Consider the following 26,858-nt stretch of genomic DNA (forward strand, 5'->3'; position numbering starts at 1 on the left):
GAACCTTCATGCGCTCGTCTCTCAAACGCGCCCTCAGACTGCTCGCCGCAGCGGCCATCGGCCTGACCTCCGCCGTCGTCCCGCTGTCCGCGGCGCTGGGCGCCAACAGCGTCACCGTCTACTACTCCACCACCTGGTCGAACGCGAACATCCACTACCAGCCCACCGGCGGCGCCTGGACCACCGTCCCCGGCACCCCCATGAACGAGACCGCCTGCACCGGCTGGAAAAAGAAGACCATCGACCTCGGCACCGCCACCGGACTCAAAGCCGCCTTCAACAACGGAAACGGCACCTGGGACAACAACAACGGCTCCGACTACACCATCGGCACCGGAGTCGTGACCGTCTCCGGCCGCACGATCGGCTCCGGTAACCCCTGTGACCCGGGCTCCGGCAACACCGCGACCGTCTACTACTCCACCACCTGGTCAGACGCGAACATCCACTACCAGCCCACCGGCGGCGCCTGGACCACCGTCCCCGGCACCCCCATGAACGAGACCGCCTGCACCGGCTGGAAAAAGAAGACCGTCAACCTCGGCACCGCCACCGGACTCAAAGCCGCCTTCAACAACGGAAACGGCACCTGGGACAACAAAGGCGGCTCCGACTACACCATCGGCACCGGGGTCAGCACGGTCAAGAACGGCGTCGTGACCGGCAACGCCGCCGGCCCCTGCGTCCCCGAGATTCCGGACACCGAGAAGCCCAGCACGCCGACCGGCGTGACGGCGACCGCGAACGGCGTCTCGATCGCACTGGCCTGGAGCGCCTCCACCGACAACGTCAAAGTAACCGGCTACAAGGTGACCCGCACCGGCGGCACCGGGGGAACCAAGGTCGTCGACGTGACGGCCACCACGCACTCCGACACCGGCCTGGCGGAGAACACCCTCTATCGCTACACCGTCCAGGCCAGGGACGCCGCCGGCAACCTCTCCGGGGCGAGCGAGGAGGCCACCGCCACCACCGGGGAGAAGCCCGAGGCGCCCGAGGGCGGCACCCCGCTCGGCGGCGACCCGCGTGAGGACTCCATCTACTTCGTGATGACCGCCCGTTTCGCCGACGGCGACACCTCCAACAACCGGGGTGGCAGCCAGCACGCGAAGTCGGGCAACGCCGCGAACAACGACCCGATGTTCCGCGGTGACTTCAAGGGCCTGGTCGACAAGCTCGACTACATCAAGGGCCTCGGCTTCTCCGCCCTGTGGATCACCCCGGTCGTGCTCAACCGCTCCGACTACGACTTCCACGGCTACCACGGCTGGGACTTCTACCGGGTCGACCCCCGCCTGGAGTCCGCGGGCACGTCGTACCAGGACCTGATCAACGCCGCCCATGCCAAGGGCATCAAGATCTACCAGGACGTCGTCTACAACCACAGCTCCCGCTGGGGCGCCAAGGGCCTGTTCACCCCCACCGTGTGGGGTGCGCGCGACGATCAGTGGAAGTGGCTCTACAACGAGAAGGAGGCGGGCCGGGAGTACGACCCGATGCGGGAGCATCAGGGGAACGACCCGAGCCTGACAGCCGCGCAGAACGCGATGGCCAAGGGCAGGCCGTACAACGGCGACCAGTGGTCGACCACCGAGCCGGCGGGCAACACCTGCCGTAACTGGGGCACTCCCACCCAGTGGAGCAGCCCCGAGGGGTTCCGCATCCACAACTGCCAGTGGCCGAACCCGACCTCCGGCATGTTCCCCGCGAACTACTATCACCAGTGCTGGATCGGCAACTGGGAGGGCGAAGACTCTCGTAGCTGCTGGCTTCACGACGACCTGGCCGACTTCAACACGGAGAGCAAGGTCGTCCAGGACTACCTGATCGACGTCTACAACAAGTACATCGACATGGGCGTGGACGGCTTCCGCGTCGACACCGCCGTGCACATCCCCAGGGTCACCTGGAACCGCCGGTTCCTGCCCGCGATCCGCGAGCACGCGACCGCGAAGTTCGGCGCGGAGAAGGCCAAGGACTTCTACGTCTTCGGCGAGGTCGCCGCGTTCGTGCACGACAAGTGGAACCGCGGTTCGGTGAACCACTCCGCCCAGTTCTTCACCTGGAAGGAGCGCAAGGAGTACAGTCCCGACGACGTCAGGGCGGCGATCGAGCAGTACGACTACGAGAACCTGATGGGCTCGGGCAATCAGCCCACCAGCACCAACGCCACGCTGAACGGCAACACCTACCACGCGCCCGACCACAGCAGGTTCTCCGGCATGAACGTCATCGACATGCGCATGCACATGAACTTCGGCGAGGCGTCCAACGCGTTCCACAGCGGCAAGGACTCCGACGACAGCTACAACGACGCCACCTACAACACCGTCTACGTCGACTCCCACGACTACGGCCCGAACAAGTCCTCGGTCCGCTACGACGGCGGCACCGACGCCTGGGCGGAGAACATGAGCCTGATGTGGACCTTCCGCGGCATCCCGACGCTCTACTACGGCTCGGAGATCGAGTTCCAGGCGGGCAAGCGGATCGACTGCGGGCCGACCTGCCCGCTGGCCACGACGGGACGCGCCTATTTCGGTGACCACCTGGCGGGATCGGTCACCGCCTCGGGCTTCGGCACGGTCTCCAACGCCTCGGGCACGGTGGCGCAGACCTTCGACAAGCCGCTGGTCAAGCACGTGCAACGGCTCAACCGGATTCGCCGGGCCATCCCGGCGCTGCAGAAGGGCCAGTACTCGACCGAGGGCGTCACGGGCCAGATGGCTTACAAGCGCCGCTTCACCCAGGGGACCGTGGACAGCTTCGTGCTGGTCTCGGTCACCGGGGGCGCCACCTTCACCGGAATCCCGAACGGCACCTACGTCGACGCGGTCACCGGCGACAGCAGAACGGTGACCAACGGGACACTGTCGATCGCCGCGAGCGGCAAGGGCAACATGCGCGCCTACGTGCTGTCCCTGCCGGGCAACCCGGCCCCCGGCAAGATCGGCGACGCGGGGCCGTACCTGAAGTAACCCATGTCTGGCTCCGTCCGGAGTGGTGACCCGACCCCTCCGCTCCGGACGGAGCCTTCCACCGGCCCCGCGGGCCACCTTCCAATCAGCCCAGGCGCCAGACGCGGACGGTGTCGTCGCCGCCGCCGGTGACCGCGACGGGACGCCCGTCGAGTTCGGTCACCGCGGCGGCGAACACGTTGTGGTCGTGGGCCTTGAACGGCCGTCCCGCCCGCTTCCCGGTGTCGAGGTCGTGGACCTGCGCGGTGGCGTCGTTGCTGCCGGAGACGACGACGGTGAGCGACCCCACCCGGCCGACCGCGAGGGAGTAGATCCAGCCGCTGTGGCTCTGGATGGGCGGGCGGGCCTCACCAGCACCGGCGGCGTCGTCGATGTGGATGTCCTGCGCGCCGCCGGCGGAGAGCACCACGAGCCTGCCGTCCAGTTCGGCCGTGGTGACGGCGGTGACCTGGGCGCGCTGGGTGAGGAGCGTCTCGCCCGCCCCCGAGCGGAGCGGCCAGCGACGCACCGTACCGTCGCCGCCGCCGGTGAACACGACGGGCTCACCGTCGAGGGTGGCCGTGGCGAGGCCGAACACGGCGCCCTCGGAGGCGCGACGGGCCTTGCCGATCGCGGCGCCCGTCCTCAGGTCCCACACGCGCAGGCTCCCGTCGCGGCCTCCGGTCACCACGACGGGCTCGCCGTCGAGGGTGGCGAGGGCAAGGGAGAAGACGGGCACAGCGGCGTCGAAGGGCTTGCCGACCGGCTTGCGGGTGGCGAGGTCCCAGCGGCGTACGGTGCCGTCGTCGCCGCCCGACACCGCGATCGTCCTGCCGTCCAGCTCGGTGACCGCGACGGAGCGCACCCAGTTGGTGTGCCCGGTGAGGGTGGCCAGCGGCTTGCGGGTCGCGAGATCCCACAGGCGGACGGTGCGGTCGTTGGCACCGGAGACGATCACGGACCTGCCGCCGACCTGGGCGATCGCCACCGACTGCAGATCGTCGCGATGGCCGCGCAGCGGTCCGCCGACCGGTGCGCTCTTCCAGTTCCCGGTGACCGCGGTGGGGGTGGCGGCGGGGGACGGCGATCCACTGGAAGAGGGTGAGGCGCTGGGAGACGGTGAGGCGCTGGGCTGCGTGGACTCGCCGGGTGAGGGGGAGCCGCCGGAGATCGAAGGGGAGCCGGTCATCGCGACGGGAGTGGGGTCAGCGCCCTCCTCCCCGGTCCCCGCCAGCAGTGGCGGAAGCACGAAGACGCCCGCGGAGACCGCGACGGCGCAGACGGCGACGGCGGCCCCGATCCGCCACGGGCGCGATCGTCCTGACCCGCCCGGCGCGGTCGCGCCACCGGCCCCCTCCCATGGGGCACCAGGAGAGGTGGAGACCCCGTGGCCCTGCCGGTGCCACTGCCCGGGCTCGGTGCTCGGACCCGTCGGTGACCACCCGGCGTACGGCGGCAGCGAAGGTGCCGCGCCCGGCTCGAACGGCGGCGACGGCCGGGATGGCGGCCGCTGAGGGTCGGCCTCCCACCCGGGTGACGGCTGTCGTTGCGACGAGGGCGGCCGGTCGTGGAGCGGTGATTGCGAAGACTGTGGCTGAGAAGACTCGGGCTGCGAAGGCTGCGGGGACGGGGACGGCTGCTCGGTCCGCGACGGCCGCTGGGACGGAGAGGGCTGGACCTCGGCCGACTGACCGGTCTGCGGCGACTCCGCGGGCGGCATGGCGGTGCCGGCCGACGGCTGGCGGATCAGCCGGAACAGCAGGTCGGAGGCGACCGGCCGATCGGCGGGATCCTTCGCCAGGCAGGCGCGCAGCAACGGGCGCAACCCCTCGGGAACCCCCGACAGGTCGGGCTCGGTGGTGAGGATGCGGTGGAGCACGGCCGGGATGGTGTCCCGGCCGAACGCGGGGCTGCCGGTGGCCGCGAACACCATCGTCACGGCCCAGCTGAACACGTCCGAGGGGGCGGCGGCGGGCTGGCCGTGGATCTGCTCGGGCGACATGTACGTCGGGGTCCCGACGGCGCCGCTGGTCTGGGCGAACCCGGCGTCGAGTGCCTTGGAGATGCCGAAGTCGATGACGCGCGGGCCGTCGAAGCCGAGGAGCACGTTGGCAGGTTTGAAGTCGCGGTGCGCGATGCCCGCCTGGTGGATGGCGACGAGCGCGGTGGCCGTGCTGATCGCGATGCGCTGCAGGGCGGCGCCGTCGCGCGGCCCCTCCCTCTCGACGGCCTGCTGCAGCGAAGGCCCGTCGATGAACTCGCTCACCACGTAGAGATGGTCGCCGCTCTCCCCCGCGTCGAGCACCCGGGCGGTGCAGAACTCGGCGATCTGCCGGGCGACGGCGATCTCCCGCTCGAAGCGCGTCCTCGCGACCTGGTCGGCGGCGAACCTGGGATGCAGCACCTTGACCGCGACACGCTCACCGGCCGGATCACGACCGAGGTAGACCGTCCCCTGCCCACCCTCGCCGAGCCTCGCCTCGATCACGTACGGCCCGAAGGCGGTGGGGTCGCCGGATCTGAGCTCCGTACCGGCCATCGTGTTCCTCCCCCGCCGCGAGCCCGCCCGAGTGGTCCGGCGGCCACGCCCTGCCGCACGCGCCGGGTTCCGGGCAGTCTGGTCCCGGAAAAGAGCATGCCAGCATCGGCAAATTTGACCAAATGCCCGCAGTTATCAGTCGAGAAGGTTGGCGTGCAGGGCGCGCAACACCGCGTTGGTCCGGTCCCGCGCCCCGAGTTTGAGCAGCATGGTCGAGACGTGGTTCTTCACCGTGCCCTCGGCCAGGAAGAGAGCCTGGGCGATCTCGCGGTTGCTGTAGCCCTCCGCGACGAGCCGAAGCACCTCCACCTCTCGTTCGGTGAGCCGCTGGATCGCGGGCAGGTCGTCGTCCGCCGGTCGGCGGCGCCGCACCGCGCGCAGCAGCCGGTCGGTGATCGACGGCGAGATCAGTGTCCCCCCGGCGGCCAGGACGCGGATGGCCCGGGTCAGCCGTTCGAGCGTCACGTCCTTCAGCAGGTAGCCGCACGCCCCCGCCCGCATCGCGTCCAGCACCAGGGTGTCGTTGTCGAACGTGGTCAGCACGAGCACCGGCGGCGAGCCGTCCGCGCGCTCCCGCAACGCCCTGAGCACCCAGATGCCGTCGTGGCGGGGCATGCGCAGGTCGAGCAGGACGACGTCGGGGGCGTGCTCCTCGATCGCCGCCAGCGCGGCCATGCCGTCGTCGGCCTCCCCCACCACCTCGATGTCGTCGGTCAGGTCGAGCAGGCTGCGGATGCCCTGCCGGACCAGGGTCTGGTCGTCGACCACGATCACCCGGATCATCGCGCGGGCACCGTGGCGGTGACCCGGAAACCGTCGCTGCCGTCGAGCCGTACGTCGCCGCCGATCGCCTCGATCCGCTCGCTCAGGCCGCGCAGCCCGTTGCCGGGCCGCAGCTCGGGGCTGCCTCGCCCGTCGTCGACGGAGGTGAACCTCACGTCCCGCTCCGGTGTGCTCTCGATCCGGATGCGCAACGAGGTCGCGTCCGCGTGCCGGATGGTGTTGGTGACGATCTCCTGGACGACACGGATGAGCGCCAGGGTCACCTCCTCGGTGGGGCACACGTCGTCGTCGATCCACACGCCGATGTCGAGGCCGGGAATGTCGCGTACCACGGCGGCGAGGGCCTCGCGCAGGTCGGGCGCGTCGGTGCGCAGCTGTCCGACGGTCGCGCGCACGTCGCGAAGCAGGTCCCGCGCCACCCGGTCGGCACGCTCGATGTGCACGCGCGCGCCCGCCCCGTCGCGGTGCCGCGCGACCTCCAGTTCCAGGGTGAGCGCGGTGAGCTGGTGCCCCATCAGGTCGTGCAGTTCCCTGGCGATGCGCAGGCGTTCGTGAGCGCGTGCGGTGTCGGCCAGGATCACACTCGCCGCCCGCAGCTCCAGATGAGCCTCGCTCAGCTCGCGGCGCATCCGCTGCTCCCTGATGGTCACCAGCACGCTCAGCAGCGTCGCGATCTGGATCAGCAGGTACAGCAGCGCACTGAGGCCGATCTCGGCGACGGTGGAACCGGTGAGACCCACGGTCACGGCGATCACGACGACGTTGAGCACGATCACCACCGGGCCCGCCCACGGCGGCGCGACGTACGCGCTCAGGGCGGCGGTGAAGACCAGCAGGATCGGCAGCCATCCGGCGCCGGGCGCCGTCAGGATCGTGAACCATCCCAGCACGACGGCCGCGCCATAGCAGACCCACGCCTGCCTCGGCCGGCATTCCTCCCAGAGCGCGGCGATCAGCGCGGTGACCAGCAGCGCCACGAAGAGCGCGCCCCACACCGGCCGGGGGACCTGTGTCTCGGCCACGCCGAGCAATATCGGGGTGCCCACCGCGAGGCACACCAGCAGTGCCGCCAGCCCCGCCCACACGTCCGGCTCGATTCGCCGCATGCCGTTCACCCTAACGTGCGCTCGTGCCCCCGCTGAGGTGCCGAAAGTCATGGGTGCCGATACTGACCATCGGCACAGGCGCCGGCGGCTCGCCCTTCCTAACGTCGACGGCATGCATGCGACAACGTCATCTCCCGCCGTCGAAGCGGACGGCCTGCACAAGCGCTACCGCTCCAAGGTCGCCGTCGAGGAGGTCGGCCTTTCCGTCGCCGCCGGTGAGATCTTCGGCATCCTGGGACGCAACGGAGCCGGTAAGACGACCACCGTCGAGCTGATCGCCGGGCTCAGGCGGCCCGACCGCGGCACCGTCCGCGTGCTCGGCCTGGACCCCCAGCGGGACCGGGCCCGGCTGCGCCAGGTCCTCGGGGTCCAGCTGCAGGAGGCCGTCCTGCACTCCGCGCTCACGGTCACCGAGCTGGTCCACCTGTACGGGACCTTCTACCGCGACCCGCTGCCGTCCGACGACCTGATCGAGTCGGTCGGCCTGACCGCCTCCCGGCGCACCCGCTTCGAGAAGCTCTCCGGCGGCCAGCAGCAGCGACTGTCGATCGCGCTCGCGCTCGTCGGACGGCCCCGGGTGGTGATCCTCGACGAGCTCACCACCGGCCTCGACCCCGAGGCACGCCGTCAGATGTGGTCGACCCTTGAGCGGTTGCGCGAGTCCGGTGTGACCATCCTGCTCGTCAGCCACACCATGGAGGAGGTCGAACGACTGTGCGACCGGGTCGCACTGCTCGACGAGGGCCGGGTCGTCGCCCTCGACTCTCCCTCGGGGCTCGTGCGAAGGGCCGGGTTCGCCCAGCGGGTCACCTTCCGCGCGATCACCCCTGTGCCGGGCGGGCTGCTCGAAGGACTCGACGGGGTCGACCGGGTGCACGCCGACGGCGACCGCGTCGTCGTCGAGGGCCGCGGTGAGCTGCTCCAGGCCGTCAGCGTCGCGCTCGTGCACGCGGGCGTCGCGGCGGCCGAGACGCGCAGCGAACAGGCCGGCCTCGACGACGCCTTCCTCGCGCTGACCGGGCACCGGCTCGGCAGCACCAAGCTCGACGCAGAGTTCGACACCGTACCCGACACGAGGGAGAAGACGATCCGATGACGGACATCACCGTCCACCGCCCAGGCCCGCGGGCCTGGGCCGCACTGCTGATCTGCGAGCTCAAGATGGTCACCCGCGACACCGCCGGGCTGATCGTGCCGATCGGCCTGCCCATGCTCATCCTGGTGATGAACGCCTCGTCCGCCGGCCGGGAGACGATCGCGCACGGTCGCACGGCGTTCGACGTCTACGTGCTGCCGCTGGTGTTCACGATGGTCGTGGCCACGACCGGCATCGTCAACATGCCGAGCTTTCTGGCCTACTACCGTCGCAGCGGCATCCTGCGACGCCTGGGGGTGACTCCCGCCTCGCCCGCGCTGGTCCTCGTCGCCCAGGCCGCGGCCGGTGTGCTGCAGATGGCCCTTGGTATCGCGGCCGCCTGGATCCTCGCCCTGCTGGCGTTCGGCGCCCATCCCCCGGTGCGCGTCGGCGCGGCGCTCGGTGTGCTGGCGTTGACGGTGGCCGCCATGTACGCCCTGGGGCTGACCGTCGCCGCGCTCTCGCCCACCCCGAACTCCTCCGTCGCGATCGGCCTGGTCGTCTTCTTCGTGCTGGGCGCCACCGGCGGCATGTTCGGCGGGCGCGGCAACCTCCCGGAGGTGATCGCGACGATCGGGCAGTGGCTGCCGTTCGGTGCCGGGAGCCAGGCCCTGTCGGCCGCCTGGATCGGCGCGCCCATCGAGGCCTCCAACCTGATCGGCCTCGCCGCGGCCATCGTGCTCGGCGGCGTCGTCGCGGCCGTGTTCTTCCGCTGGGAGTAGCCCGCCGTACGTCCCCCGGGGCGACCGGCGCTCGGGCACGGTCCGAGGGGACGGCCCGATGGGAAGGTCCGCGAGCCGGCCCCCGCCAGGCTCGCGGCTTTCCCGGCACCCGGTACGACACCCACGAGGAGCGGCGCCGACGGCATCGAAAACGACGGGTACGGATCCAGCCCTTGCACGCCCGCCCCGTGGATCGGCCGGGACGGGTCTTTCCGAACGCTAGGCGCCGGGACGGGTCTTTCCGAACGCTAGGCGGGGGCACGGCGGAAAGCATGAGTATCCCCTACTCATGCCCTGCGGTTCTCGGTTAACAAATCACGCAGATGCTCATATATCCATGTCAGAGGTCATCGATGGGGGGCGCAGGATGCGCAGGAACGTTGCCCGCTGAGCGGGGGACCGGGGCAGGCCGGACGTCCGCGAAGACCGCTCCGGCGCCTAGCCGAGCGGCAGCGTCTCGCCCGATTCCAGCAGGGTCTTCAGGTTCGACAGGATCTCGGGCCAGCCCTCGCTGACGCCCTTGATCATCTCACTGCCCGCGACGAGGCCCTCATGGGTGACGATCAGCTTGACCGTGGCCCCACCGGCGGGTTCGATCTCGAAGGTGATCTTCGAGATCGGCTCCTTCCTGAGCTCGGCGAGCTTCTCGTCGCTCCAGCCGAACATGTCGGCCACCTCCTGCTCGTAGTTGTGCCAGGTGTACGACAGGCGCTTGCCGGGGTCGGCCTCGAGTACCCGCTGGCCCCAGTCGTGGTACTCGCCGTCCGCGGTGACCTTCCACTCGACCGGGGCACCCGGCGTCCAGTCGGATCGCGGGCCCCCGCCACCGAAGTAACGGGTGATGAAGGCCGTGCCGGTCAAGGCCTCCCACAGCCGCTCCGGCGTGGTTTTGATGTAGCTGACGTAGACGAAGCTGGTCTCGGACACGTCCGTACCCTCCAGGGCTCGTTTCAGGTCGGCGAGCGCGCGTGCCCGCTCGCGGTCGTAGCGGCCGATCCACCGGTCGGCGATCTCGTTGATGGGCGCGGCGTTGAGGTGGTGGAGCTTCTCCCTGCCGCGCCTCACCGTCTCCACCAGGCCGGCCGCCTCCAGGACGGACAGATGCTTGGTCACGGCCTGCCGGGTCATGTCCAGCCCCGCGCACAGCTCGCGCAGGGTCTGGCCGTTGTGCCGGTTGAGACTGTCCAGCAGCCTCCGGCGACTGGCGTCGGCGAGTGCTTTGAATACCGCGTCCATGCTGTCTCACAGAGTTAGGCAACCGTTTGGATGCATGTCTGAATATAGGCAACCTTTTAGTTGCCTGTCAATGCGGACCTTCGCGCCTTCACGATCTCCCGTCGGGCGACGAGCGCGGCGGGCGCGACCACAGCGGGACCCCCGAGGGCGTGCGACCGCGGTTCAGGAAGCCGTGCCGGGGTCCCGGCTCAACACGGCGAGCACTCCGTCGATCTCGGAGAGCGCCGTGGTCAGCTCCGTTATCGACCCGACGCCGTGCACGGTGAGCCAGAGCGAGACGACGGCCGGGCTCTGGCCCTCGCTGCGCCGGTCGACCGACAGCTCGTCCACACCGAACCCTCGCTCCGTGCATTCGGCCAGTGCCGACCGCAGCACGCCCCGGCCGCCGAGGTAGGTCAACCGGAACCGCGAGGGTGCGTACTTGGACCCGGGAAGCCGGTCGGCCAGCGGCGTGAGGACGAACACCGTCACGAGGTATCCGGCGGTCACGATGACCGCCAGCAGCCACAGCCCCGCCCCGGCCGCCATCCCCACCCCGGCGGTGAGCCAGACCGCCGCGGCGGTGGTGAGGCCCCGGACCACGTCACCACGGACGAATATCAGGCCCGCGCCGATGAAACCGATGCCGGACACGATCTGGGCGGCCACCCGGGACGGATCGACCGTGACGTGATCCCGCAGAACATCGGAGAAGCCGTACTTCGACACCAGCATGATCAGCGCTGCGGCGAAGCCGACCAGGGTGTGGGTGCGCAGGCCCGCGCTCTTCTGGCGGGCCTCCCGCTCAAGGCCGATCAGGGCCGAGAGCACGAAGGCGAGGAGCAGCATCCCCACCTGCGCCCAGCCCTGTCCGGTGAGTTCACCGAGAGGCGCCATCGCCGTCACCCCGGTCTCGTGTCCAGGAAAGGGCGTCCGCGTTCCCGGCTACGCCGCCTCCGCGGCCTCCCCCGCCTGCCGCAGCATCGGGAACCGCCGCTGTTCCGACAGGTAGTGGCCGAACCCGACGACGAGCGCGACGGGCCAATCGATGACTCCCAACGCTCCCAACGCCCCCAGCACCCCGTAGAAGACCAGCCGGTCAGGCGTCGGCAGGGTCAACGTCCCGATCACCGGCACGGTGATGTGCGGCGACGACAGTTCCCCCTTCGCCCTGCCACGCGCCCTGCCGTTCGAAGCGGTGGTGGTTGTCCTCGCCATGGCGGCCTCCACAAATCACGACATATCCCGCCAATCCCCTGCCTCACTCAAGCCGTAACGCCGTTTGACCAGGACTTTGCCCCTTCGACCGGCTCTCGGACCACCGGCTCGCGAAACCCTGCGCGTCGCCGGAATCGATACGAACGGACGATCCGGATCAGCCGAACCGCATCGACCATGAGCTCCGGTGCCTCCGCGAAAAGACACCGCTTCGTGGCCGGTACGGCAAGTGGGCTTCACGCGATCAGTGGGAGGCGGCAGGATTGGCGGCGTGAACCGCACCGCTGTACGTCTGGGAGTGCTCCTGCTGGCCGCCGTCGCGGTCGGGGCGGTGCTGCTCGCACTGCTGCCACCGTCCTCGACAGGCACGCACGGCAAGGAGGGCATCCACGTCTCCACCGTCGCGGTGAAGAAGCTGGGCGAGCGCGACCACGAGCTCACCGTCACCTCCGCCGCGCTCGGCCGCGAGGGCAGGGTGAGGGTCCTGCTGCCCGAGGGATGGGCGCCGGGCTCGGGTCCGTGGCCGGTGCTGTACCTGCTGAACGGCTGCTGCCAGTCCGGCTACGACACCTGGATCACCAAGGGCGGCGCCGCGGAGCTCACCTCCGGCTACCGCGCGCTCGTGGTCGTCCCCGAGGGAGGCACCGTCGGTTTCTACTCCGACTGGCGCGAGGGCCCCGGCTGGGAGACCTTCCACCTCGCCGAGGTACGGACCATCCTGGAGCGCGACTACGGCGCCGGAGACCGGCGGGCGGTGGCGGGGCTGTCCATGGGCGGGTTCGGGGCGATGTCGTACGCGGCCCGCCACCCCGGCATGTTCCAGGCCGCGGCTTCCTTCTCCGGGGTGCTGCACACCCGCGACGGCAACGGCGGCGTCGACTGGCTGCTCGGGCAGTACGGCGAGAAGTCCGTGAAGCTCTGGGGTCCCCCCGAGGATCCGCGGTGGGCCGCCCACAACCCGGCCGACCTCACCGGCGCGCTGCGCGGGATACGGCTCTTCGTCTCCAGCGGCGACGGCGCCCCCGGACCGCTGGACGACGTCTCCGAGGCCCGGGACGAGGGCGAGGCCTCCCTTCTCCTCCAGGCCGCGACCTTCGTCGAGCGGGCCAGGGCGAACGGCGTCGACGTGGCGGTCGACTTCTACGGCCCCGGTACCCACTCCTGGCCCTACTGGCGCCGCGGCCTCGAACGCTCGCTTCCTCTGCTCATGGGCTCCATCGGCGCGGCGGCCTGAGGACCCCCGACTCGTCCTCGTCCAGCGCCACGAGCAGCAGGCCCTCGTCCTTCTTCTCCGCCCGCTCCCGGCTGGGGCTCCCGGCGGCGCGGAAAGTTAAGACTGGCGACTCTGGACGTTCAGCTCAGACACCCCTTTTCGGTCTATCCCCGTAGCTAGGTTCCTATGACACCCCAGCTCAGGGGCGTTCGCCGTATGTCATGAGGAGCCACCTTGCGAGTCCTGGCCGTTGTCCCCGCCCGTGGAGGTTCGGTGGGGGTCCCCCTGAAGAACCTGGCCGCGGTGGGCGGCACTCCCCTGGTCGCCCGTGCGGTACGAGCCTGCGTGCGCGCCGAGTTGGTCGACGAGGTCGTGGTCAGCACCGATCACGAGGGAATCGCCGAAGTCGCCCGCGCCGCGGGCGCGACCGTGATCGACAGGCCGGGAGAGCTGAGCGGCTCGACCGCCTCCAGCGAGTCCGCCGTGCTCCACGCGCTCGACCACGTCCCCGACGTTCCCGACGTGGTCATCCTGGTGCAGTGCACCAGCGCGTTCATCGACCCCGCCGACCTGGACGGCGCGATCGCGAAGGTCCTGGACGGCAGCGCCGACGTGGTGTTCTCCGGGCTGGAGACCCACGAGTTCCTCTGGGACGCCGCCGGCGCGGGCGTGAACCACGACCCGTCCTACCGTCCCCGCCGCCAGGATCGCGAGCCGCACTTCCGCGAGACCGGCGCGTTCTACGTGATGCGCACCGAGGGTCTGCGCGAGCACGGCCACCGCTTCTTCGGCTCCGTCGCCGTGCAGCAGGTGCCCTCGCGCCACGCCATCGAGATCGACACCCCCGAGGACCTGGAGATCGTACGGGCGCTCGCCCCCTTCGTCGACGAGCCCGAGCCGATCGACGTGGACGCGGTGATCACCGACTTCGACGGCGTGCACACCGACGACCGCGCCTACGTCGACCAGGACGGCCGCGAGACGGTCGCGGTGAGCCGTTCCGACGGCATGGGCATCTCGCTGCTGCGCCGCTCGGGCGTCAAGCTGATGATCATGTCCACCGAGCACAACCCGGTGGTCGCGGCCCGTGCCCGCAAGCTGGGCGTGCCCGTGCTGCAGGGCCTCACCGACAAGCAGACCGTGCTGCGCGACTGGCTCGCCATCGAGGGGATCGACCCGGCCCGCGTCGCGTACGTCGGCAACGACGTCAACGATCTGGGCCCGATGAGCGACGTCGGCTGGCCCGTCACGGTCCCCGACGCCCACCCCAGGGTCCGCGCCGCCGCCAGGACCGTACTGACCAGGCCAGGAGGCGCCGGGGCCGTACGGGAACTGTGTGACCGCGTCCTCGCGGCCCGCCCGGTGGACGAGGTCGCCGTCGCCCCCGCGCCGCGCGCCGAGCTGCGGCTCACCCCGACCGCCAGGCCCGTCCAGATCGGCGACGCGCTCGTCGGCGCCGGGCAGCCGGTCTACGTGATCGGCGAGATCGGCATCAACCACAACGGCGACCTGGACATCGCGCGCAGGCTCATCGACGTGGCGGCCGAGGCAGGCTGCCAGGCGGTCAAGTTCCAGAAGCGCACGCCGGAGATCTGCGTGCCGCTTGAGCAGCGCGACCAGATCCGGCAGACGCCCTGGGGCGAGATGACCTACATGGAGTACAAGATCAGGACCGAGTTCGGCCTGGACGAGTACACCCAGATCGCCAAGTACTGCCAGGAGCGCGGGCTGCACTGGTTCGCCTCGCCGTGGGACGTGCCGTCGGTGGAGTTCCTGGAGTCCATGAACGTCGTCACCCACAAGGTCGCCTCGGCGAGCGTGACCGACCTGGAACTGCTCCGCGCGCTCGCCGCGACCGGCAAACCGATCATCCTGTCCACCGGCATGTCCACGCTGGAGGAGATCGACCGGGCGGTGGAGATCATCGGCACCTCCAAGCTGGTCCTGATGCACGCCACCTCCACCTACCCCCTGCCTCCCGAGGAGGCCAACCTCCGCGCGATCATCACCCTCCAGGAGCGGTACGGCGTGCCGGTCGGCTACTCGGGCCACGAGCGCGGCCTGCAGATCTCGCTCGCGGCGGTGACCCTGGGCGCGGTGACCGTGGAACGACACATCACGCTCGACCGCACCATGTGGGGCTCCGACCACGCCGCCTCCCTGGAGCCGGCCGGGCTGGAGCACCTGGTCCGCGACATCCGGATCATCGAGACCGCCCTGGGCGACGGCGTCAAGCGCGTCTTCCCCGGTGAAGAGGCTCCCAAGTCGCGGTTGCGCCGAGTCACTGTATGAATTGCGACGCTGTTACATGGCGACGCTAACGCGTCGCGGTTCGGCCGCTCTTGTCCGGCTCCTTCCCTCGTCGAGGGAGGTCGCTCGTTCCTCACGACCTCCCTCTCCTCAGTCCAGTCGCCGGCGCGGCCTCACGGGTAGTCCCGTCGGGGGCGTCATGGGGGTGGTCCCGTGGGGAGGGAGGTGAAGGGGTCGATATGAGGTGGGGATGGGAGGGTGGAGTTGATCAAGTTGTCGGTGGTGGTTCCGGTGCGGGACGCGGAGGGCTACATCGGTGACGCGCTGACCTCGCTGACCAGGAACGCGCGCAGGGACTTCGAGTTCATCGTGGTGGACGACGGCTCCGCGGACGCGACCGGGCAGATCATCGAGGACTTCCGCGACGACCTGCCGGGGCTGGTCGTGCTGCGCAACGAGGCGCCGGTCGGGCTGGCCGACGCGCGCAACCTCGGGGTCTCCCTGGCCTCCGGCCGCTATCTGACCTTCATGGATGGCGACGACTGGCTCGCGCCCGGATACCTGGAGAGCCTGGTCGGGGCGATCGAGCGGCTCGGCTGCGACTTCGTCCGGGTCGACCACGTCCAGGTGGAGGGCAGGAAACGGACGATTCACCGGGCGCCGCTCGCCACCCGGGAGGTGGTGGTGAAGCCGCGCGACCACATCCTGCCCGCCGAGTCGAAGACCATGGTCGACTACCCGTACGCGTGGGCGGGCATCTACCGCCGCGACCTCGGCGAGTTGCTGACCTTCCCGGGGCACCTGCACACCGCCGAGGACAGGCCGTGGATCTGGCGGCTGCACCGTGAGGCGGGTTCCTTCGCGGTGGTGTCGCTGGCCGGGCTGTTCTACCGGCGGATGGTGGCGGGCTCGCTGACACGGATCGGCGACGCGAGGCAGCTGCACTTCTTCGACGCCTTCGACCTGGTCTTCGAGGGCCTGGAGGAGGAGTTCACCCCCAAGGCGGTGCGGATGTTCCTCGCGCTCCTCGCCCACCACCTGGAGACGGGCGAGCGGTTCTCCCCCGAGCTGCGCGCCCGCTTCGAGGAGCGCGGCGCCGCGGCTCTGAGACGCTTCCCCCCGGATCTGCTCGCCGAGATCCGTCTGGACCCGGAACGCGACCAGATCCTGCAGAGACTCCTGGAGGAGTGATGACGCAGCTGTTCTACGCCTCGACCCTGTTCGGCGCGATGACGCTGGCGGCGGCGATCGACGACGGCCGCTTCGGTCCCCGCGAAGGGCGCCGGATCCTGCTGGTGTCCAACAACGCGGCCATCCCGGAGATCACCCCGCCCCTGGACGAGGCGGCCGGTTTTGCCGCGCTGCGCCCGCGCTTCGACGAACTCCACTCGTGGAACGAGATCATCGCCCCGCTGCATCCCTCGGACTGGAGGGCCCGCGTCGTCGAGGTGCCGATGCTGAGCCGCCTGGTCGCCTCGCGTCTGGCACTGGGTGACGGTCCCGCCGAGCTGATCCTGGAGTCCGTCGCGGTTCCCCCGGCCAGGACCCTGGGAGGGCTGGTCAGGGACTGTCCGATCACGGTCTACTCCGACGGCCTGATGAGCTACGGCCCGACCCGCGACCCGCTGCCGTCGGAGATCTCCGGGCGGATCACGCGCCTGCTCCACCTCGACCTGGTGCCCGGCCTCACGCCGTTGCTGCTGTCGGAGTACGGGGTTCCCGCCGAGTCCCTTCCCTGCCGGGCCTTCCTCGACGTGATCGGGAAGGTCGGCGGGGAGACCGGGGACGCGCGTTCGGGTCGGGCGATGATTCTCGGACAGTACCTGTCCGCCCTCGGCATCATCACCCCCGAGGAGGAGGCGCGACTGCACGCCGACATGCTGTGCGGCCTCGTCGCCCGGGGATTTCGCGGTGTGCTGTTCAAGCCCCACCCGGCCGCCGGGCGCAGGCATGCCCAGCGGCTGCGCGAGACGGGCGCCGAGCTGGGCGTCGAGCTCGACGTGGTGGCGGAGACCGTACCCGCCGAGTCGTGCTTCGCCGGGCTGAGGCCCGAGCTCGTGGTCGGCTGTTTCTCCACCGCCCTGATCACCGCGAGCCGGTACTTCGGGCTCCCGGTGGCGACGTCGGGCGTCGAATCGGTCCTGGAGCGGCTCACCCCGTACGAGAACAGCAACCGGATCCCGGCCACCATCGCCGACGCCCTGCTGCCGCGCCTGTCGGCGGACGGCTCGCTGGAGGAACCGCCGCCGGTGGATCTTCCCGCCCTGGTGAGCGCGGTCGGCTACTGCATGCGGGCCGAGGTGTATCCGGGGCTTCGCGAGAGCGCCACCGCCTACCTGGAGGCGCACGGCACCGCCCGCTACTTCAAGCGCCAGCGTCTCGGCGCCCTGGATCTGATCACCGCTCCCCCGGCCGCCGCCCCCAGGGAGCGAAGCCCGCTGGGCAGGCTCCGCGACCGCCTGTCGAAGGCGCTCCCCCAGGGAGACGGTCGGGTAACCGCGCAGGAGCGTTGATCGACATGGGACGCGGCCAGGCCGATCCGTTGCGAACCGCGGTTTTACCCGGTGGCCGGACATCGCCCGGCCCTTACCCCGACCGGTGCTCTAGAGTCGGCCGAACCCCTTGAGGTAGCGGCGCATCCGGCGCTTGGCGCGGTAGCCGACGCGCAGCATGTTCGGCGGCACCTCCACGCGCATGCGGGCGCGGCGGCGGGCGGTGGCGTACTCGGGACCTTCGAGCAGGGACATCGCCGGGGCGAGGCGGCCGGAGCGAGCCTTTCCCACCAGAGAGACCATCCGCGACACCCAGTCGCTCTCGCCACCGGGGTGGAAGTAGTTGACCTTGCACCAGGCGTCGTCCGGGTGCAGGAAGCGCCCGGCGGAGAGGTCGTCGAGGGTGCCGAGCAGGCCGCTGTCCTCGAAGACCAGATTGATCATCTCGGCGCCGACCCCGAAGTCCGACAGCACCAGGAGCGGTACCTTCTGGGCGATCGCCTCCAGCGCGGCGGTCGAGCTGACGGTGACGAAGCCCACCGCGTGGGCCAGGTGCTCGTGCATGGGCCCCACCGCGAAGCGCACGGCCTCGGCGCGCACCCGGCCCTCCTCGGCGAGCGACTGCCACAGGCGCTGGTAGTGGTAGCGCTCGTTGTGGGTCTGACGCTCGGTGTCCAGGGCCCGAAGCTTGACGACGACGTCCAGGTCGGGCCGCCTTCCGGCCAGCTCGGCCAGGGCGAGCAGGACGCGTTCGCGCTCCTCCCTGCGTTTGGGCACCTTGGCCTGGGTGGCGAACACCACCCGGTCGCGCGGCCCGGTGGCGGCGATCTCCGCGTCACCGCGCAGGAACGGCAACCTGGCCAGCCCGATCTGGCCGCCCCCGCCCAGTCTGGCGCCGATCTCGGAGAACTCCTCGACCTCCCGGCCGCTGTGCAGCACGAACAGGTCGCATCCGCTGCGGAACAGCCACGCCTTCTCGGTGGCGGGGACGGAGATGCCCGGCAGCCCCGAGACGAACACCGGCCGGGGCCGCAGCCCGGTCAGCACGTCTGCGGTCAGCACGTCCACCACCGGTCCCGTACAGGCGACGAGCACCACGTCGGGTCTGAATCGTTCGGCGGCCCGGCGCAGCGCGCGGGCCGACAGCACCGGCGGGTCTGCCGCCGAGCCCGCCACGGCGGCGTGGATCTGCGCCGGCGAAGGGGTGATGGGGGTGCGGACGACCACCAGTTCCGACTCACAGCCTGCGGGCAGGTCCCGCAGCAGGCAGGCCGCCCACTTCAGGTAGGAGTCGGAGTCGGCCACGGCCAGGACCTTCAAAGAAAACCTCCGGCGGGGAATTCCCCGGTTTCGTGTACGGGCACGGTGTGCGTGGCGCGAGCGGCGAGCCCGCCCGGCCTCGGCCGTCGGGTCATGACCCGGTGACTCCCGTGTCGTGATGGGCGAACCTCGACAGGTGGGAGCGCAGTGACGGCGCCGCCTCGGCCGTCCACCACTCGTCGGGAACGTCCACCGTCTCCACGGCGACCCCCCGGGCCGAGAGCAGGACCCGCAGGGAGGTGACCGCGGTGGACGGCAGGCTCAGCACCCGCTGCTCGGCGGCCAGGCCGCGCAGGGTCATCTCGGCGGGGATCCCGCCGTCGTAGACGGTGATTCCCGGCTGCTCCCCGACCCGGGCCAGGTCGCCGGGGTCCTCGCGGCGGTGCGGGAAGTAGGCCACCGGCTCGGCCGATCCGAGCCCGGCCAGCCAGCCGAAGTAGCGTTCGCGGTGGATCAGGCCGTTGCGGACCAGCGAGGTGCCGAGGACGACGGTGCGCTCGGCGGGGCGGGGCCTTCGCAGCGGCTGGGACCGCAACCAGGCGAAGTCGTGGGTGACCAGCTCGACTCCCCTGGCACGTACGGCCTTCGCCAGGTCGGAGGGCACCGGCAGCGCGGTGAAGATCGACAACCGCCCCGCGCGGGCGGCGGCGCGCAGCCTGAGCCCGGCCGCCGTGGCGAGGACGGTCCTGAGCCTCCCCGCCTTCCCCCTCGCCCTCAGCAGGGGCGTTCCCGTCCTGCCGGTGAGCAGTTCCAGGAGCCTGATGGTGGCGAGCCCGTCGTCGACGATCACGATCCGGCCGGGGGACGCGGTGAGCCAGCGGAACTGGACCTTGCCGGAGAAGGCGTCGCCCACCGCCCAGGTCTCCCCCCGGCGCGGCCGGGGCATGTCCGGGCGCGCCGGGGTGAGCTCAAGCCCTCTCGGCAGGGTGAGGCGGCCGAGTTCGCGGCCTGTCACGGCCAGCGGGCGGAGTTTCGCCCGGGGGACGAGATGGCTGCGGGCGCCGAGCAGCCCGGCATGGTGGGCCTCCACCGCGCAGAGCATCTGCAGCGGGGACTCCACCCAGGCGATGGTCGAATCCTGCTCCCGCGCGTGGTCTCGACCGTCCTCCACGCCGGGCGATGACCCGTTCACGACTGGCACAACCTAACCCGGTGGCCTTAAGGAGCAGGGAACTGCGGGTGAACAACCGACCACGCGAGATTGCAGATGATCTCTCTGGTCTTTACCTCTCCGCCGCCACCGTCCGAGATCGGATACGACCGGATGTCCGTCGGGCGGGCCGGCGTCGGCGGGGCCACGACGATTCATCGTCGCGGGCCGGGCGGGGAGGCGCCGGCCGTGGACCCCGATCACCTGGAGGCCGCGAGAACCTCCTCGGGCATGGTCGTGAGCCGCCGGGCCCCGTGTGCGCTCTCCGGCACTTCCATGGGAGAACTCCTACCATCCGCATACTTTTTACCATCGAATACTTGTTCTAAAAAATGGTGATTATATGATCTTCGGCGGAAGGGCTCCCCACGCGCGGTAGCACACCCTGGCCGACACCTCTCGGGCGGGTCGGGAAAACCCGGATCGCCGTGAACGCGGGGGATCCCGGACGCCCCTCCACCCCCGGAGGAAGGTGCGCCCGGCGCCGGAGGGGCGTGATCGACTCCCCCCTCCCTCGCCAGGCGGCACCCCGCCGTACCCCTTCATTTGGGACGTATTACCAAGTCAGAGCAATGTGTCCCACTTGTAATCGTCTGCCGGGTTGTCGTACGTTCGTCCTGTTCATGGCAATTGTCTAGGTCTATACAGATCTGTGCATTGCCGTCACATTGCCCGACCGCGCTCCACCCGGCGGAACCTTCCGCCGTCGGTGAGCACGGCCGCCGAATCCGCGAAGTCTGCGGAACCGGGGAACCACGTTCCTGGGGTGAATCAACGCACTCATGCGTCGTAGGGCACTTCCCAGCCCGAACCCGTCAGCTAACCCGGTAGGCGGTATGGAAGCGAAGCAAGGAGTCGAACCCCCGCATGACCAAGCATCGCCTCACCTCCACCCCCCGCGCCGTCTGCGCCGTCCTGGGCGCCTGCGCCGTCCTCGCGACGGGCACCACCGGCGCGGCTCTGGCCGACGGCCACGGCGTCGTGAACGCACCGCCCGCCGACACCCGCGCGCAGGACGCCGGGGCCGCGAAGACCTCCCTGCAGGTCATCGCCGAGGGCCTTCCCAAGGTCTCCGCCGCACAGATCCTGGACATCGCTTCCAAGCAGATCGGTGTCCGCGAGAACGCCCAGGGTGGTGGAACCAAGTTCCAGTCCTGGTACGTTTCGAGCCCTCGCGCCAAGGAGACCATGGCCCGCGACGGCGGCAAGAGCGTGTACGAGTACGCCAACGCCCCCTGGTGCGCGATGTTCGTCTCCTGGGTCGGCGAGACGGCCGGCATCCGCCCCACGATGGGCTGGGACGCCTACACCGTCGCCCACGCCAAGTGGTTCAAGAACAACGGACACTGGGGCACCGCCCCCACTCCCGGCGCCGTCGTCTACTTCGACTGGGCCGGCGGCAAGAGCATCGAGGGCATCGACCACGTCGGCTTCGTGAAGAAGGACAACGGGAACGGCACGATCACCACGATCGAGGGCAACACCGGCAACGGCGCCGTCGAGGAGCGCGTCAGGCCCGTCTCCCAGGTCGTCGGTTACGGCTACCCGGTCTACTCGGACTGACCTCCGGCCGCCCCGGCCCCCCGCCGGTGAACGCGGACCGGTCATCACACTCCCAGGGGCACCGCTCGTTCGAGCGGTGCCCCTGACGATATTCCATATTCCACCCCGCCCGCCCCTCTCTCTCCCCTCCGCGAGCCCCGCACGGCCACGAAATGCCCCAACTGGTATGCCCGTGAGATGGGAGCGCTCCCAATCACCCTTGTGGGAGGTATGTCGACTTTTCACACCAAAAGTCCCACCTAAAGCGGCTGGATGTAACGGTTGAGTTTCGGCATATTGACGTCCTGGTTGCCCATCGTCCACTCTTCGTGGGAGCGCTCCCAAAAGCACATTGAGGAACGATCTCGTCGCGACGACCGCGTTTGTCGGGGACCGGTCCGCGATGTCGCCTCCCAATGAAGTTCGGGCGACCACCTGAGAGGGGTCCGGAATGTTGAACAACAAGCGACACGGCAAGCTCGCCGCCGTCGCGGTCATGGCGGCCACCGCCCTGGCCATCACGTCATGTAGCTCCAGCGAGCCGGCGGCACCCGCCGCGGAGGGCGGTTCCTCCGCCCCGGCCGAGCCGGTAACCATCACCGTGCACACCTTCGGTGGCGGTGAGAACTTCGGCTACGACAAGGCCGTGGAGACGTGGAACGCGGCGAACCCGAACATCCAGGTCAAGTACCAGAACCTGACCGACCGTTTCGAGGACGTCTATCTTCCGCAACTGCTCCAGCGCCTGCAGGCGGGCAGCGGCGCGGCCGACATCATCGCCCTGGACGAGGGCGCGATGGGTCTCATGAAGGCCCGCCCGCAGTTCTTCACCGACCTCGCCGAGTACGGGCTGGACAGCCGTAAGGCCGACTTCCCCGCAGCGAAGTGGGACAACGGCATCAACGCCGACAACAAGCTCTTCGCCCTGGGCACCGACATCGGTGGCATGACCATGTGCTACCGCAAGGACCTGTTCGAGAAGGCGGGCCTGCCCACCGACCGCGAGGAGGTCGGCAAGCTCTGGCCGGACTGGAACGCCTTCAAGGCGATCGGTGAGAAGTTCAAGGCCGCCAACCCCGGCAAGACCGATCCCAAGTTCCTCGACGGCCCGAACACGCTCTACAACGTGATCCTGTCGCAGGAGGCGCCGAAGAACGGCAACGTCGCCTACTTCGACAAGAACAACCAGCTCATCATCGAGAGCAACCCGGCCATCAAGACCTCCTTCGACACGGTGAAGGACTTCAGCGAGGCCGGTCTGACCGCCAAGCTCGCCTCGTTCACCCCGCCGTGGAACGCCGCGATCAAGAAGGGCGCCTTCGCGACCATGGGCTGCCCTGCCTGGATGCTCGGCGTGGTCTCCGGTGCGGCCGGTGACGACAACAAGGGCAAGTGGGACGTCGCGGCCGTGCCCGGCGGCGCGGGCAACTGGGGTGGCTCCTACCTCGCGGTTCCCAAGCAGAGCAAGCACCCCAAGGAGGCCGCCGAGGTTCTGAACTACCTCACCGGCAAGGAGGGCCACGTCATGGCCTTCCAGGAGGCCGCGGCCTTCCCGAGCTCCATCCCCGCCCAGCAGGACCCGGCGGTCGCCGACCTGAAGAACCCGTTCTTCAACGACGCGCCGACCGGCCAGATCTTCGGTGCCTCGGTCAAGGACCTGCTGCCCGTCTTCCTCGGCGAGAAGCACGCCCAGGTCAAGACCGCGGTGGAGAAGGTCCTCGAGGGCATGGACCAGGGTTCGGTCCCCTACGACCAGGCCTGGACCAAGTTCCTTGAGGCCGGCGTCAAGGCAGCGGGCTGATCCCCGTACCGCCCCGCATCGGCCCGGCTGTGGCGATCCCGCAGCCGGGCCGGTCGCCTGCCCCCGCTGAAAGGCTCTGACCGATGACACTGCACGTCGACTCCCCGGCCGCGCCGCCACGGCCCGGCCCCCGCCGGTCCGGCGGGCGCCGCGGACCGAAGCAGGGCGGTGGGTGGTCTCGCTTCGACCTCCGGGCGACCCCCTACTTCCTCGTATCCCCGTACTTCCTGCTTTTCGCCGTCTTCGGCGTCTTCCCCCTCGGCTACACCCTCTGGGTCTCCCTGCACGACTGGGAGCTCGCCGGAGACAAGACTCTCGTCGGCCTCGACAACTACATCGAGCTGATCACCGACGAGGCCTTCTGGAACGCGGTGATCAACACCCTCGGCATGTTCGTCATGTCGACGATCCCGCAGCTCGTCCTGGCCCTCCTGCTGGCCAACGCGCTCAACAAGCGCATCCGGGGACGGCTCTTCTTCCGCCTCGGCGTACTGCTGCCGCTGATCACCTCCGTCGTCGCCGTCGCCGTCGTCTTCACCCAGCTCTACGGGCGCGACTACGGCATGATCAACTGGTTCCTGAGCTTCTTCGGGGTCGACGCGATCAACTGGCAGAACGAGAAGTGGTCCGCGTGGATCGCGATCTCCACGATGATCGACTGGCGCTGGACCGGCTACAACTCGATCATCCTGCTCGCCGCCATGCAGACCATCCCCAAGGACCTCTACGAGGCCGCCGCCATCGACGGCGCCACGCCCAGGCGGCAGTTCTGGCAGATCACCATCCCGATGCTCCGCCCGACGATCATCTTCGTCGTCTTCATCTCCACCATCGGCGGCCTGACGCTGTTCACCGAGCCGGTCATGTTCGACGGCAACCCGACGATGAGCGGTGGCGCCACCGGCCAGTACCAGACCGTGGCGATGTTCATCGTCAAGGAGGCGTTCCGCGACTTCGACTTCGGCTACGCCGCCGCGGCCTCGTGGCTGCTGTTCGCACTGATCCTCATCGGGACACTCATCAACTACTCCTTCACCCGCCGTATCGGGGGTTCCAAGTGACGGCCACCCAGCTCCGGCGGCCCCCCGCGCAGCACTCCCGACGCCCCTCGGGCCAGTCGGCCGCGCGAAACCGCATCTGGGACGCGGGCCCGCTGACGAAGGTCGTCCTGGCCTTCGCCCTCGTGCTGTCGGCGTTCCCCATCTACTACATGTTCATCATGGCCACCCGGACCAACGAGGAGGCCATCGACGTACCCCCGCCGCTGTTCCCCGGCGGCCACCTCGGTGAGAACATCGCGCGACTGCTGTCCACCGAGGACGCCTACTTCATGACCGGCCTGATCAACTCGGCCATCGTCTCGGTCACCGTGACGGTCTCGGTCGTGCTGATCTCCACCCTCGCCGGCTTCGCCTTCGCGAAGCTGCGCTTCAGGGGCAGCAAGATCCTGCTGGGCCTGATCCTGGTGACGATGATGGTCCCGCTCCAGCAGATGGGCGTCGTGCCACTGTACGAGCTCATGGTCACGCTCGGCTGGACCGGTCAGCTGAAGGCGGTGATCCTGCCCTTCCTGGTCAACGGCTTCGGGGTCTTCATGATGACCCAGTACGCCACCCAGGCGGTGCCGGACGAACTGGTCGAGGCGGCCCGTGTCGACGGCGCCTCCACCATGCGCATCTATCTCAACGTCATCCTCCCGGCGCTCCGGCCGGGAATGGCGGTGCTCACGCTCCTGGTCTTCATGCAGACCTGGAACGAGTTCATGTGGCCGTTGATCGTGCTGAACCCGGACAACCCGGTGGTCCAGACCTCGATCGCGGCGCTCAACCAGGCCCACGGAACCGACTACGTGATGCTGTTCACCGGCACCGCGGCATCGGTCCTGCCGCTGTTCATCGTTTTCATCGCGTTCGGCCGCCAGATCGTCGGCGGACTCATGGAAGGTGCGGTCAAGGCGTGACCACGCAAGAGACGCGGATCAAGAGCCCGGATCTAATGTTTCCGACGAACTTCGTCTGGGGTGCGGCCACCTCCGCCTACCAGATCGAGGGCGCTGTCTCGGAGGGCGGCCGAGGCCGCTCCATCTGGGACACCTTCGTCAAGCAGCCGGGAAAGGTGGTGAACGGCGAGCACGCCGACATCGCCATCGACCATTACAACCGCTACCGGGACGACGTGCGGATGATGGCCGAACTCGGCCTCAGCGCGTATCGGTTCTCCGTCTCCTGGCCCCGGATCCAGCCCGAGGGGCGCGGGGCCGTCAACCCCGCGGGCATCGACTTCTACAGCCGTCTGGTCGACGAGCTCCTCTCCCGGGGCGTCGACCCGTGGGTGACGCTCTACCACTGGGACCTGCCCCAGCCCCTGGAAGACGCGGGCGGCTGGCCGGCACGGGACACGTCGAAGCGCTTCGCCGACTACGCGATGGCCGTGCACGACGCGCTGAGCGACCGGGTCCGCAACTGGAGCACGGTCAACGAGCCCTGGTGCTCGGCGTACCTCGGGTACGCCTCGGGAGAGCACGCCCCCGGGCGGCGTGAGCCGGAAAAGGCGGTGTACGCCGCCCACCACCTCCTGCTCGCGCACGGCCTGGCCGCGCAGGCGATCCGTGCCCAGCGGCCGGAAAGCATGATCGGCGGCTGCGTCAACCTGTACGCGATCTCGCCCCAGACCTCCTCGGAGGCCGACCAGGACGCCGCCCGCCGCATCGACGGGCTGCAGAACCGTTTCTTCCTGGACGCCCTGCTCAAGGGCGAGTACCCCGACGACGTCCTGGTGGACCTCGGCCGGCCCGAAGGGCTCGTCCACGACGGCGACATGGAGATCATCTCGACGCCGCTGGACAAGCTGCTGATCAACTACTACAGCCGCTTCACCGTCTCGGGAACCCCCGGCGGCGCCGCGTCGGCCGCGGCGGCACCCACCGACAGCGGGTCGCCCTGGGTGGGCAGCGAGCACGTGTCGTTCGTCGAGGGCGGGCGCCCCGTGACGGCCATGGGCTGGGAGATCGACCAGGCGGGACTGCTGGAGATCCTGCACCGGCTGGCCGCCGAGTACCCGCGCGTCCCGCTGGTCATCTCCGAGAACGGTGCGGCCTTCGACGACGTCGTGGGCCCCGACGGGGTCGTCCACGACCGCGACCGAGTCGACTACTTCGACGCCCACCTGCGCACCTGCCACGCCGCCATCGAGGCCGGGATCCCGCTGGAGGGCTACTTCGCCTGGTCGCTGATGGACAACTTCGAGTGGGCGTGGGGGTACGGCAAGCGGTTCGGGCTGGTACACGTCGATTATGAAACCCAGATTAGAGTTCCCAAAGAGAGCGCTCTCTGGTATGCCGGGACCATCAGGCGTGGAGGCCTGAGCGGTCCGGCAGAATAGGGGCCGGGAAATTCATCACTGGGGGCACAATCAC

At 69.6% G+C, this 26,858-nt stretch carries 20 protein-coding genes and 1 riboswitch; of the genes, 12 read left to right on the top strand and 8 right to left on the bottom strand.

Annotation, left to right across the window (positions count from 1 at the left end; translation table 11 throughout):
- The first annotated feature begins 8 nt into the window (after nt 1-8).
- Complete coding sequence (locus tag AB0B96_RS06905; protein ID WP_362896967.1) at nt 9-2,978, top strand: carbohydrate binding domain-containing protein; 2,970 nt, start codon at nt 9-11, stop codon at nt 2,976-2,978.
- An 85-nt stretch (nt 2,979-3,063) separates the two neighbouring features.
- Here AB0B96_RS06905 and AB0B96_RS06910 read toward each other — a convergent pair whose 3' ends face one another.
- The 3 genes from AB0B96_RS06910 to AB0B96_RS06920 form a co-directional block, all read right to left on the bottom strand.
- Nucleotides 3,064-5,496, bottom strand: coding sequence for a serine/threonine-protein kinase (locus AB0B96_RS06910; protein WP_362896968.1), 2,433 nt, complete (start codon nt 5,494-5,496; stop codon nt 3,064-3,066).
- 135 nt (nt 5,497-5,631) lie between these two features.
- Nucleotides 5,632-6,279, bottom strand: coding sequence for a response regulator transcription factor (locus AB0B96_RS06915; protein ID WP_362896969.1), 648 nt, complete (start codon nt 6,277-6,279; stop codon nt 5,632-5,634).
- Nucleotides 6,276-7,385: a histidine kinase gene (locus tag AB0B96_RS06920; protein WP_362896970.1), complete on the bottom strand. Its 1,110-nt coding sequence runs from the start codon at nt 7,383-7,385 to the stop codon at nt 6,276-6,278. The genes AB0B96_RS06915 and AB0B96_RS06920 overlap by 4 nt, the downstream gene beginning before the upstream one ends.
- Nucleotides 7,386-7,497: 112 nt before the next feature.
- On the opposite strand from AB0B96_RS06920, the gene AB0B96_RS06925 reads away from it, so the two are divergent.
- Nucleotides 7,498-8,481 (top strand): ABC transporter ATP-binding protein, encoded by a 984-nt coding sequence (locus AB0B96_RS06925; protein WP_362896971.1) that lies wholly within the window; start codon nt 7,498-7,500, stop codon nt 8,479-8,481.
- A complete protein-coding gene (locus AB0B96_RS06930) occupies nt 8,478-9,242 on the top strand; it encodes an ABC transporter permease (protein ID WP_350943600.1) in 765 nt (254 codons plus the stop codon). The genes AB0B96_RS06925 and AB0B96_RS06930 overlap by 4 nt, the downstream gene beginning before the upstream one ends.
- Nucleotides 9,243-9,680: 438 nt before the next feature.
- Here AB0B96_RS06930 and AB0B96_RS06935 read toward each other — a convergent pair whose 3' ends face one another.
- The 3 genes from AB0B96_RS06935 to AB0B96_RS06945 form a co-directional block, all read right to left on the bottom strand.
- Complete coding sequence (locus AB0B96_RS06935; protein ID WP_362896972.1) at nt 9,681-10,478, bottom strand: metalloregulator ArsR/SmtB family transcription factor; 798 nt, start codon at nt 10,476-10,478, stop codon at nt 9,681-9,683.
- A 162-nt stretch (nt 10,479-10,640) separates the two neighbouring features.
- Complete coding sequence (locus AB0B96_RS06940; protein ID WP_362896973.1) at nt 10,641-11,354, bottom strand: MgtC/SapB family protein; 714 nt, start codon at nt 11,352-11,354, stop codon at nt 10,641-10,643.
- Nucleotides 11,355-11,402: 48 nt separating this feature from the next.
- Nucleotides 11,403-11,675, bottom strand: coding sequence for a hypothetical protein (locus tag AB0B96_RS06945; protein ID WP_362896974.1), 273 nt, complete (start codon nt 11,673-11,675; stop codon nt 11,403-11,405).
- 271 nt (nt 11,676-11,946) lie between these two features.
- On the opposite strand from AB0B96_RS06945, the gene AB0B96_RS06950 reads away from it, so the two are divergent.
- The 4 genes from AB0B96_RS06950 (at nt 11,947) to AB0B96_RS06965 (ending at nt 17,651) form a co-directional block, all read left to right on the top strand.
- Nucleotides 11,947-12,909 carry an alpha/beta hydrolase family protein gene (locus AB0B96_RS06950; RefSeq protein ID WP_362896975.1) on the top strand — a complete coding sequence of 321 codons (963 nt, stop codon included), beginning with the start codon at nt 11,947-11,949 and terminating at the stop codon, nt 12,907-12,909.
- A gap of 213 nt (nt 12,910-13,122) precedes the next feature.
- A complete protein-coding gene (locus tag AB0B96_RS06955; RefSeq protein ID WP_362896976.1) occupies nt 13,123-15,180 on the top strand; it encodes an N-acetylneuraminate synthase family protein in 2,058 nt (685 codons plus the stop codon).
- A 216-nt stretch (nt 15,181-15,396) separates the two neighbouring features.
- The gene (locus tag AB0B96_RS06960; protein ID WP_362896977.1) at nt 15,397-16,329 is read left to right on the top strand and encodes a glycosyltransferase family 2 protein; all 933 of its coding nucleotides are present in this window, start codon (nt 15,397-15,399) and stop codon (nt 16,327-16,329) included.
- Nucleotides 16,329-17,651 (top strand): polysialyltransferase family glycosyltransferase, encoded by a 1,323-nt coding sequence (locus AB0B96_RS06965; protein ID WP_362896978.1) that lies wholly within the window; start codon nt 16,329-16,331, stop codon nt 17,649-17,651. Before AB0B96_RS06960 ends, AB0B96_RS06965 begins: the two co-directional genes overlap by 1 nt.
- Before the next feature lie 90 nt (nt 17,652-17,741).
- Here AB0B96_RS06965 and AB0B96_RS06970 read toward each other — a convergent pair whose 3' ends face one another.
- Together AB0B96_RS06970 and AB0B96_RS06975 are read right to left on the bottom strand one after the other, a co-directional pair.
- Complete coding sequence (locus AB0B96_RS06970; RefSeq protein ID WP_362896979.1) at nt 17,742-18,950, bottom strand: DUF6716 putative glycosyltransferase; 1,209 nt, start codon at nt 18,948-18,950, stop codon at nt 17,742-17,744.
- 91 nt (nt 18,951-19,041) lie between these two features.
- Nucleotides 19,042-20,082: a hypothetical protein gene (locus tag AB0B96_RS06975; RefSeq protein ID WP_362896980.1), complete on the bottom strand. Its 1,041-nt coding sequence runs from the start codon at nt 20,080-20,082 to the stop codon at nt 19,042-19,044.
- Nucleotides 20,083-20,810: 728 nt separating this feature from the next.
- Nucleotides 20,811-20,949, top strand: a riboswitch (cyclic di-AMP (ydaO/yuaA leader).
- Between the two features lie 18 nt (nt 20,950-20,967).
- Here AB0B96_RS06975 and AB0B96_RS06980 point away from each other — a divergent pair.
- The 5 genes from AB0B96_RS06980 (at nt 20,968) to AB0B96_RS07000 (ending at nt 26,824) form a co-directional block, all read left to right on the top strand.
- Nucleotides 20,968-21,663 carry a CHAP domain-containing protein gene (locus AB0B96_RS06980; protein ID WP_362896981.1) on the top strand — a complete coding sequence of 232 codons (696 nt, stop codon included), beginning with the start codon at nt 20,968-20,970 and terminating at the stop codon, nt 21,661-21,663.
- A 430-nt stretch (nt 21,664-22,093) separates the two neighbouring features.
- Nucleotides 22,094-23,443 (top strand): extracellular solute-binding protein, encoded by a 1,350-nt coding sequence (locus AB0B96_RS06985; RefSeq protein WP_350943619.1) that lies wholly within the window; start codon nt 22,094-22,096, stop codon nt 23,441-23,443.
- A gap of 83 nt (nt 23,444-23,526) precedes the next feature.
- Nucleotides 23,527-24,504 (top strand): sugar ABC transporter permease, encoded by a 978-nt coding sequence (locus AB0B96_RS06990; RefSeq protein WP_350943621.1) that lies wholly within the window; start codon nt 23,527-23,529, stop codon nt 24,502-24,504.
- 74 nt (nt 24,505-24,578) lie between these two features.
- Nucleotides 24,579-25,403, top strand: a complete 825-nt coding sequence (locus AB0B96_RS06995) for a carbohydrate ABC transporter permease (RefSeq protein WP_350944235.1) — start codon at nt 24,579-24,581, stop codon at nt 25,401-25,403.
- A 35-nt stretch (nt 25,404-25,438) separates the two neighbouring features.
- Complete coding sequence (locus tag AB0B96_RS07000) at nt 25,439-26,824, top strand: GH1 family beta-glucosidase (RefSeq protein WP_362897159.1); 1,386 nt, start codon at nt 25,439-25,441, stop codon at nt 26,822-26,824.
- The last annotated feature ends 34 nt before the right edge of the window (nt 26,825-26,858 follow it).

It is taken from the genome of Streptosporangium sp. NPDC049046 (assembly GCF_040649155.1).
In the GTDB taxonomy this organism is placed as follows: Bacteria; Actinomycetota; Actinomycetes; order Streptosporangiales; family Streptosporangiaceae; genus Streptosporangium.

Excerpts from the sequence above, each read along its gene's own strand:
- AB0B96_RS06905 (WP_362896967.1), top strand. The coding sequence starts at position 9 with ATGCGCTCGTCTCTCAAACGCGCCCTCAGACTGCTCGCCGCAGCGGCC.
- AB0B96_RS06910 (WP_362896968.1), bottom strand. The coding sequence starts at position 5,496 with ATGGCCGGTACGGAGCTCAGATCCGGCGACCCCACCGCCTTCGGGCCG.
- AB0B96_RS06915 (WP_362896969.1), bottom strand. The coding sequence starts at position 6,279 with ATGATCCGGGTGATCGTGGTCGACGACCAGACCCTGGTCCGGCAGGGC.
- AB0B96_RS06920 (WP_362896970.1), bottom strand. The coding sequence starts at position 7,385 with ATGCGGCGAATCGAGCCGGACGTGTGGGCGGGGCTGGCGGCACTGCTG.
- AB0B96_RS06925 (WP_362896971.1), top strand. The coding sequence starts at position 7,498 with ATGCATGCGACAACGTCATCTCCCGCCGTCGAAGCGGACGGCCTGCAC.
- AB0B96_RS06930 (WP_350943600.1), top strand. The coding sequence starts at position 8,478 with ATGACGGACATCACCGTCCACCGCCCAGGCCCGCGGGCCTGGGCCGCA.
- AB0B96_RS06935 (WP_362896972.1), bottom strand. The coding sequence starts at position 10,478 with ATGGACGCGGTATTCAAAGCACTCGCCGACGCCAGTCGCCGGAGGCTG.
- AB0B96_RS06940 (WP_362896973.1), bottom strand. The coding sequence starts at position 11,354 with ATGGCGCCTCTCGGTGAACTCACCGGACAGGGCTGGGCGCAGGTGGGG.
- AB0B96_RS06945 (WP_362896974.1), bottom strand. The coding sequence starts at position 11,675 with ATGGCGAGGACAACCACCACCGCTTCGAACGGCAGGGCGCGTGGCAGG.
- AB0B96_RS06965 (WP_362896978.1), top strand. The coding sequence starts at position 16,329 with ATGACGCAGCTGTTCTACGCCTCGACCCTGTTCGGCGCGATGACGCTG.
- AB0B96_RS06980 (WP_362896981.1), top strand. The coding sequence starts at position 20,968 with ATGACCAAGCATCGCCTCACCTCCACCCCCCGCGCCGTCTGCGCCGTC.
- AB0B96_RS06985 (WP_350943619.1), top strand. The coding sequence starts at position 22,094 with ATGTTGAACAACAAGCGACACGGCAAGCTCGCCGCCGTCGCGGTCATG.
- AB0B96_RS06990 (WP_350943621.1), top strand. The coding sequence starts at position 23,527 with ATGACACTGCACGTCGACTCCCCGGCCGCGCCGCCACGGCCCGGCCCC.
- AB0B96_RS07000 (WP_362897159.1), top strand. The coding sequence starts at position 25,439 with ATGTTTCCGACGAACTTCGTCTGGGGTGCGGCCACCTCCGCCTACCAG.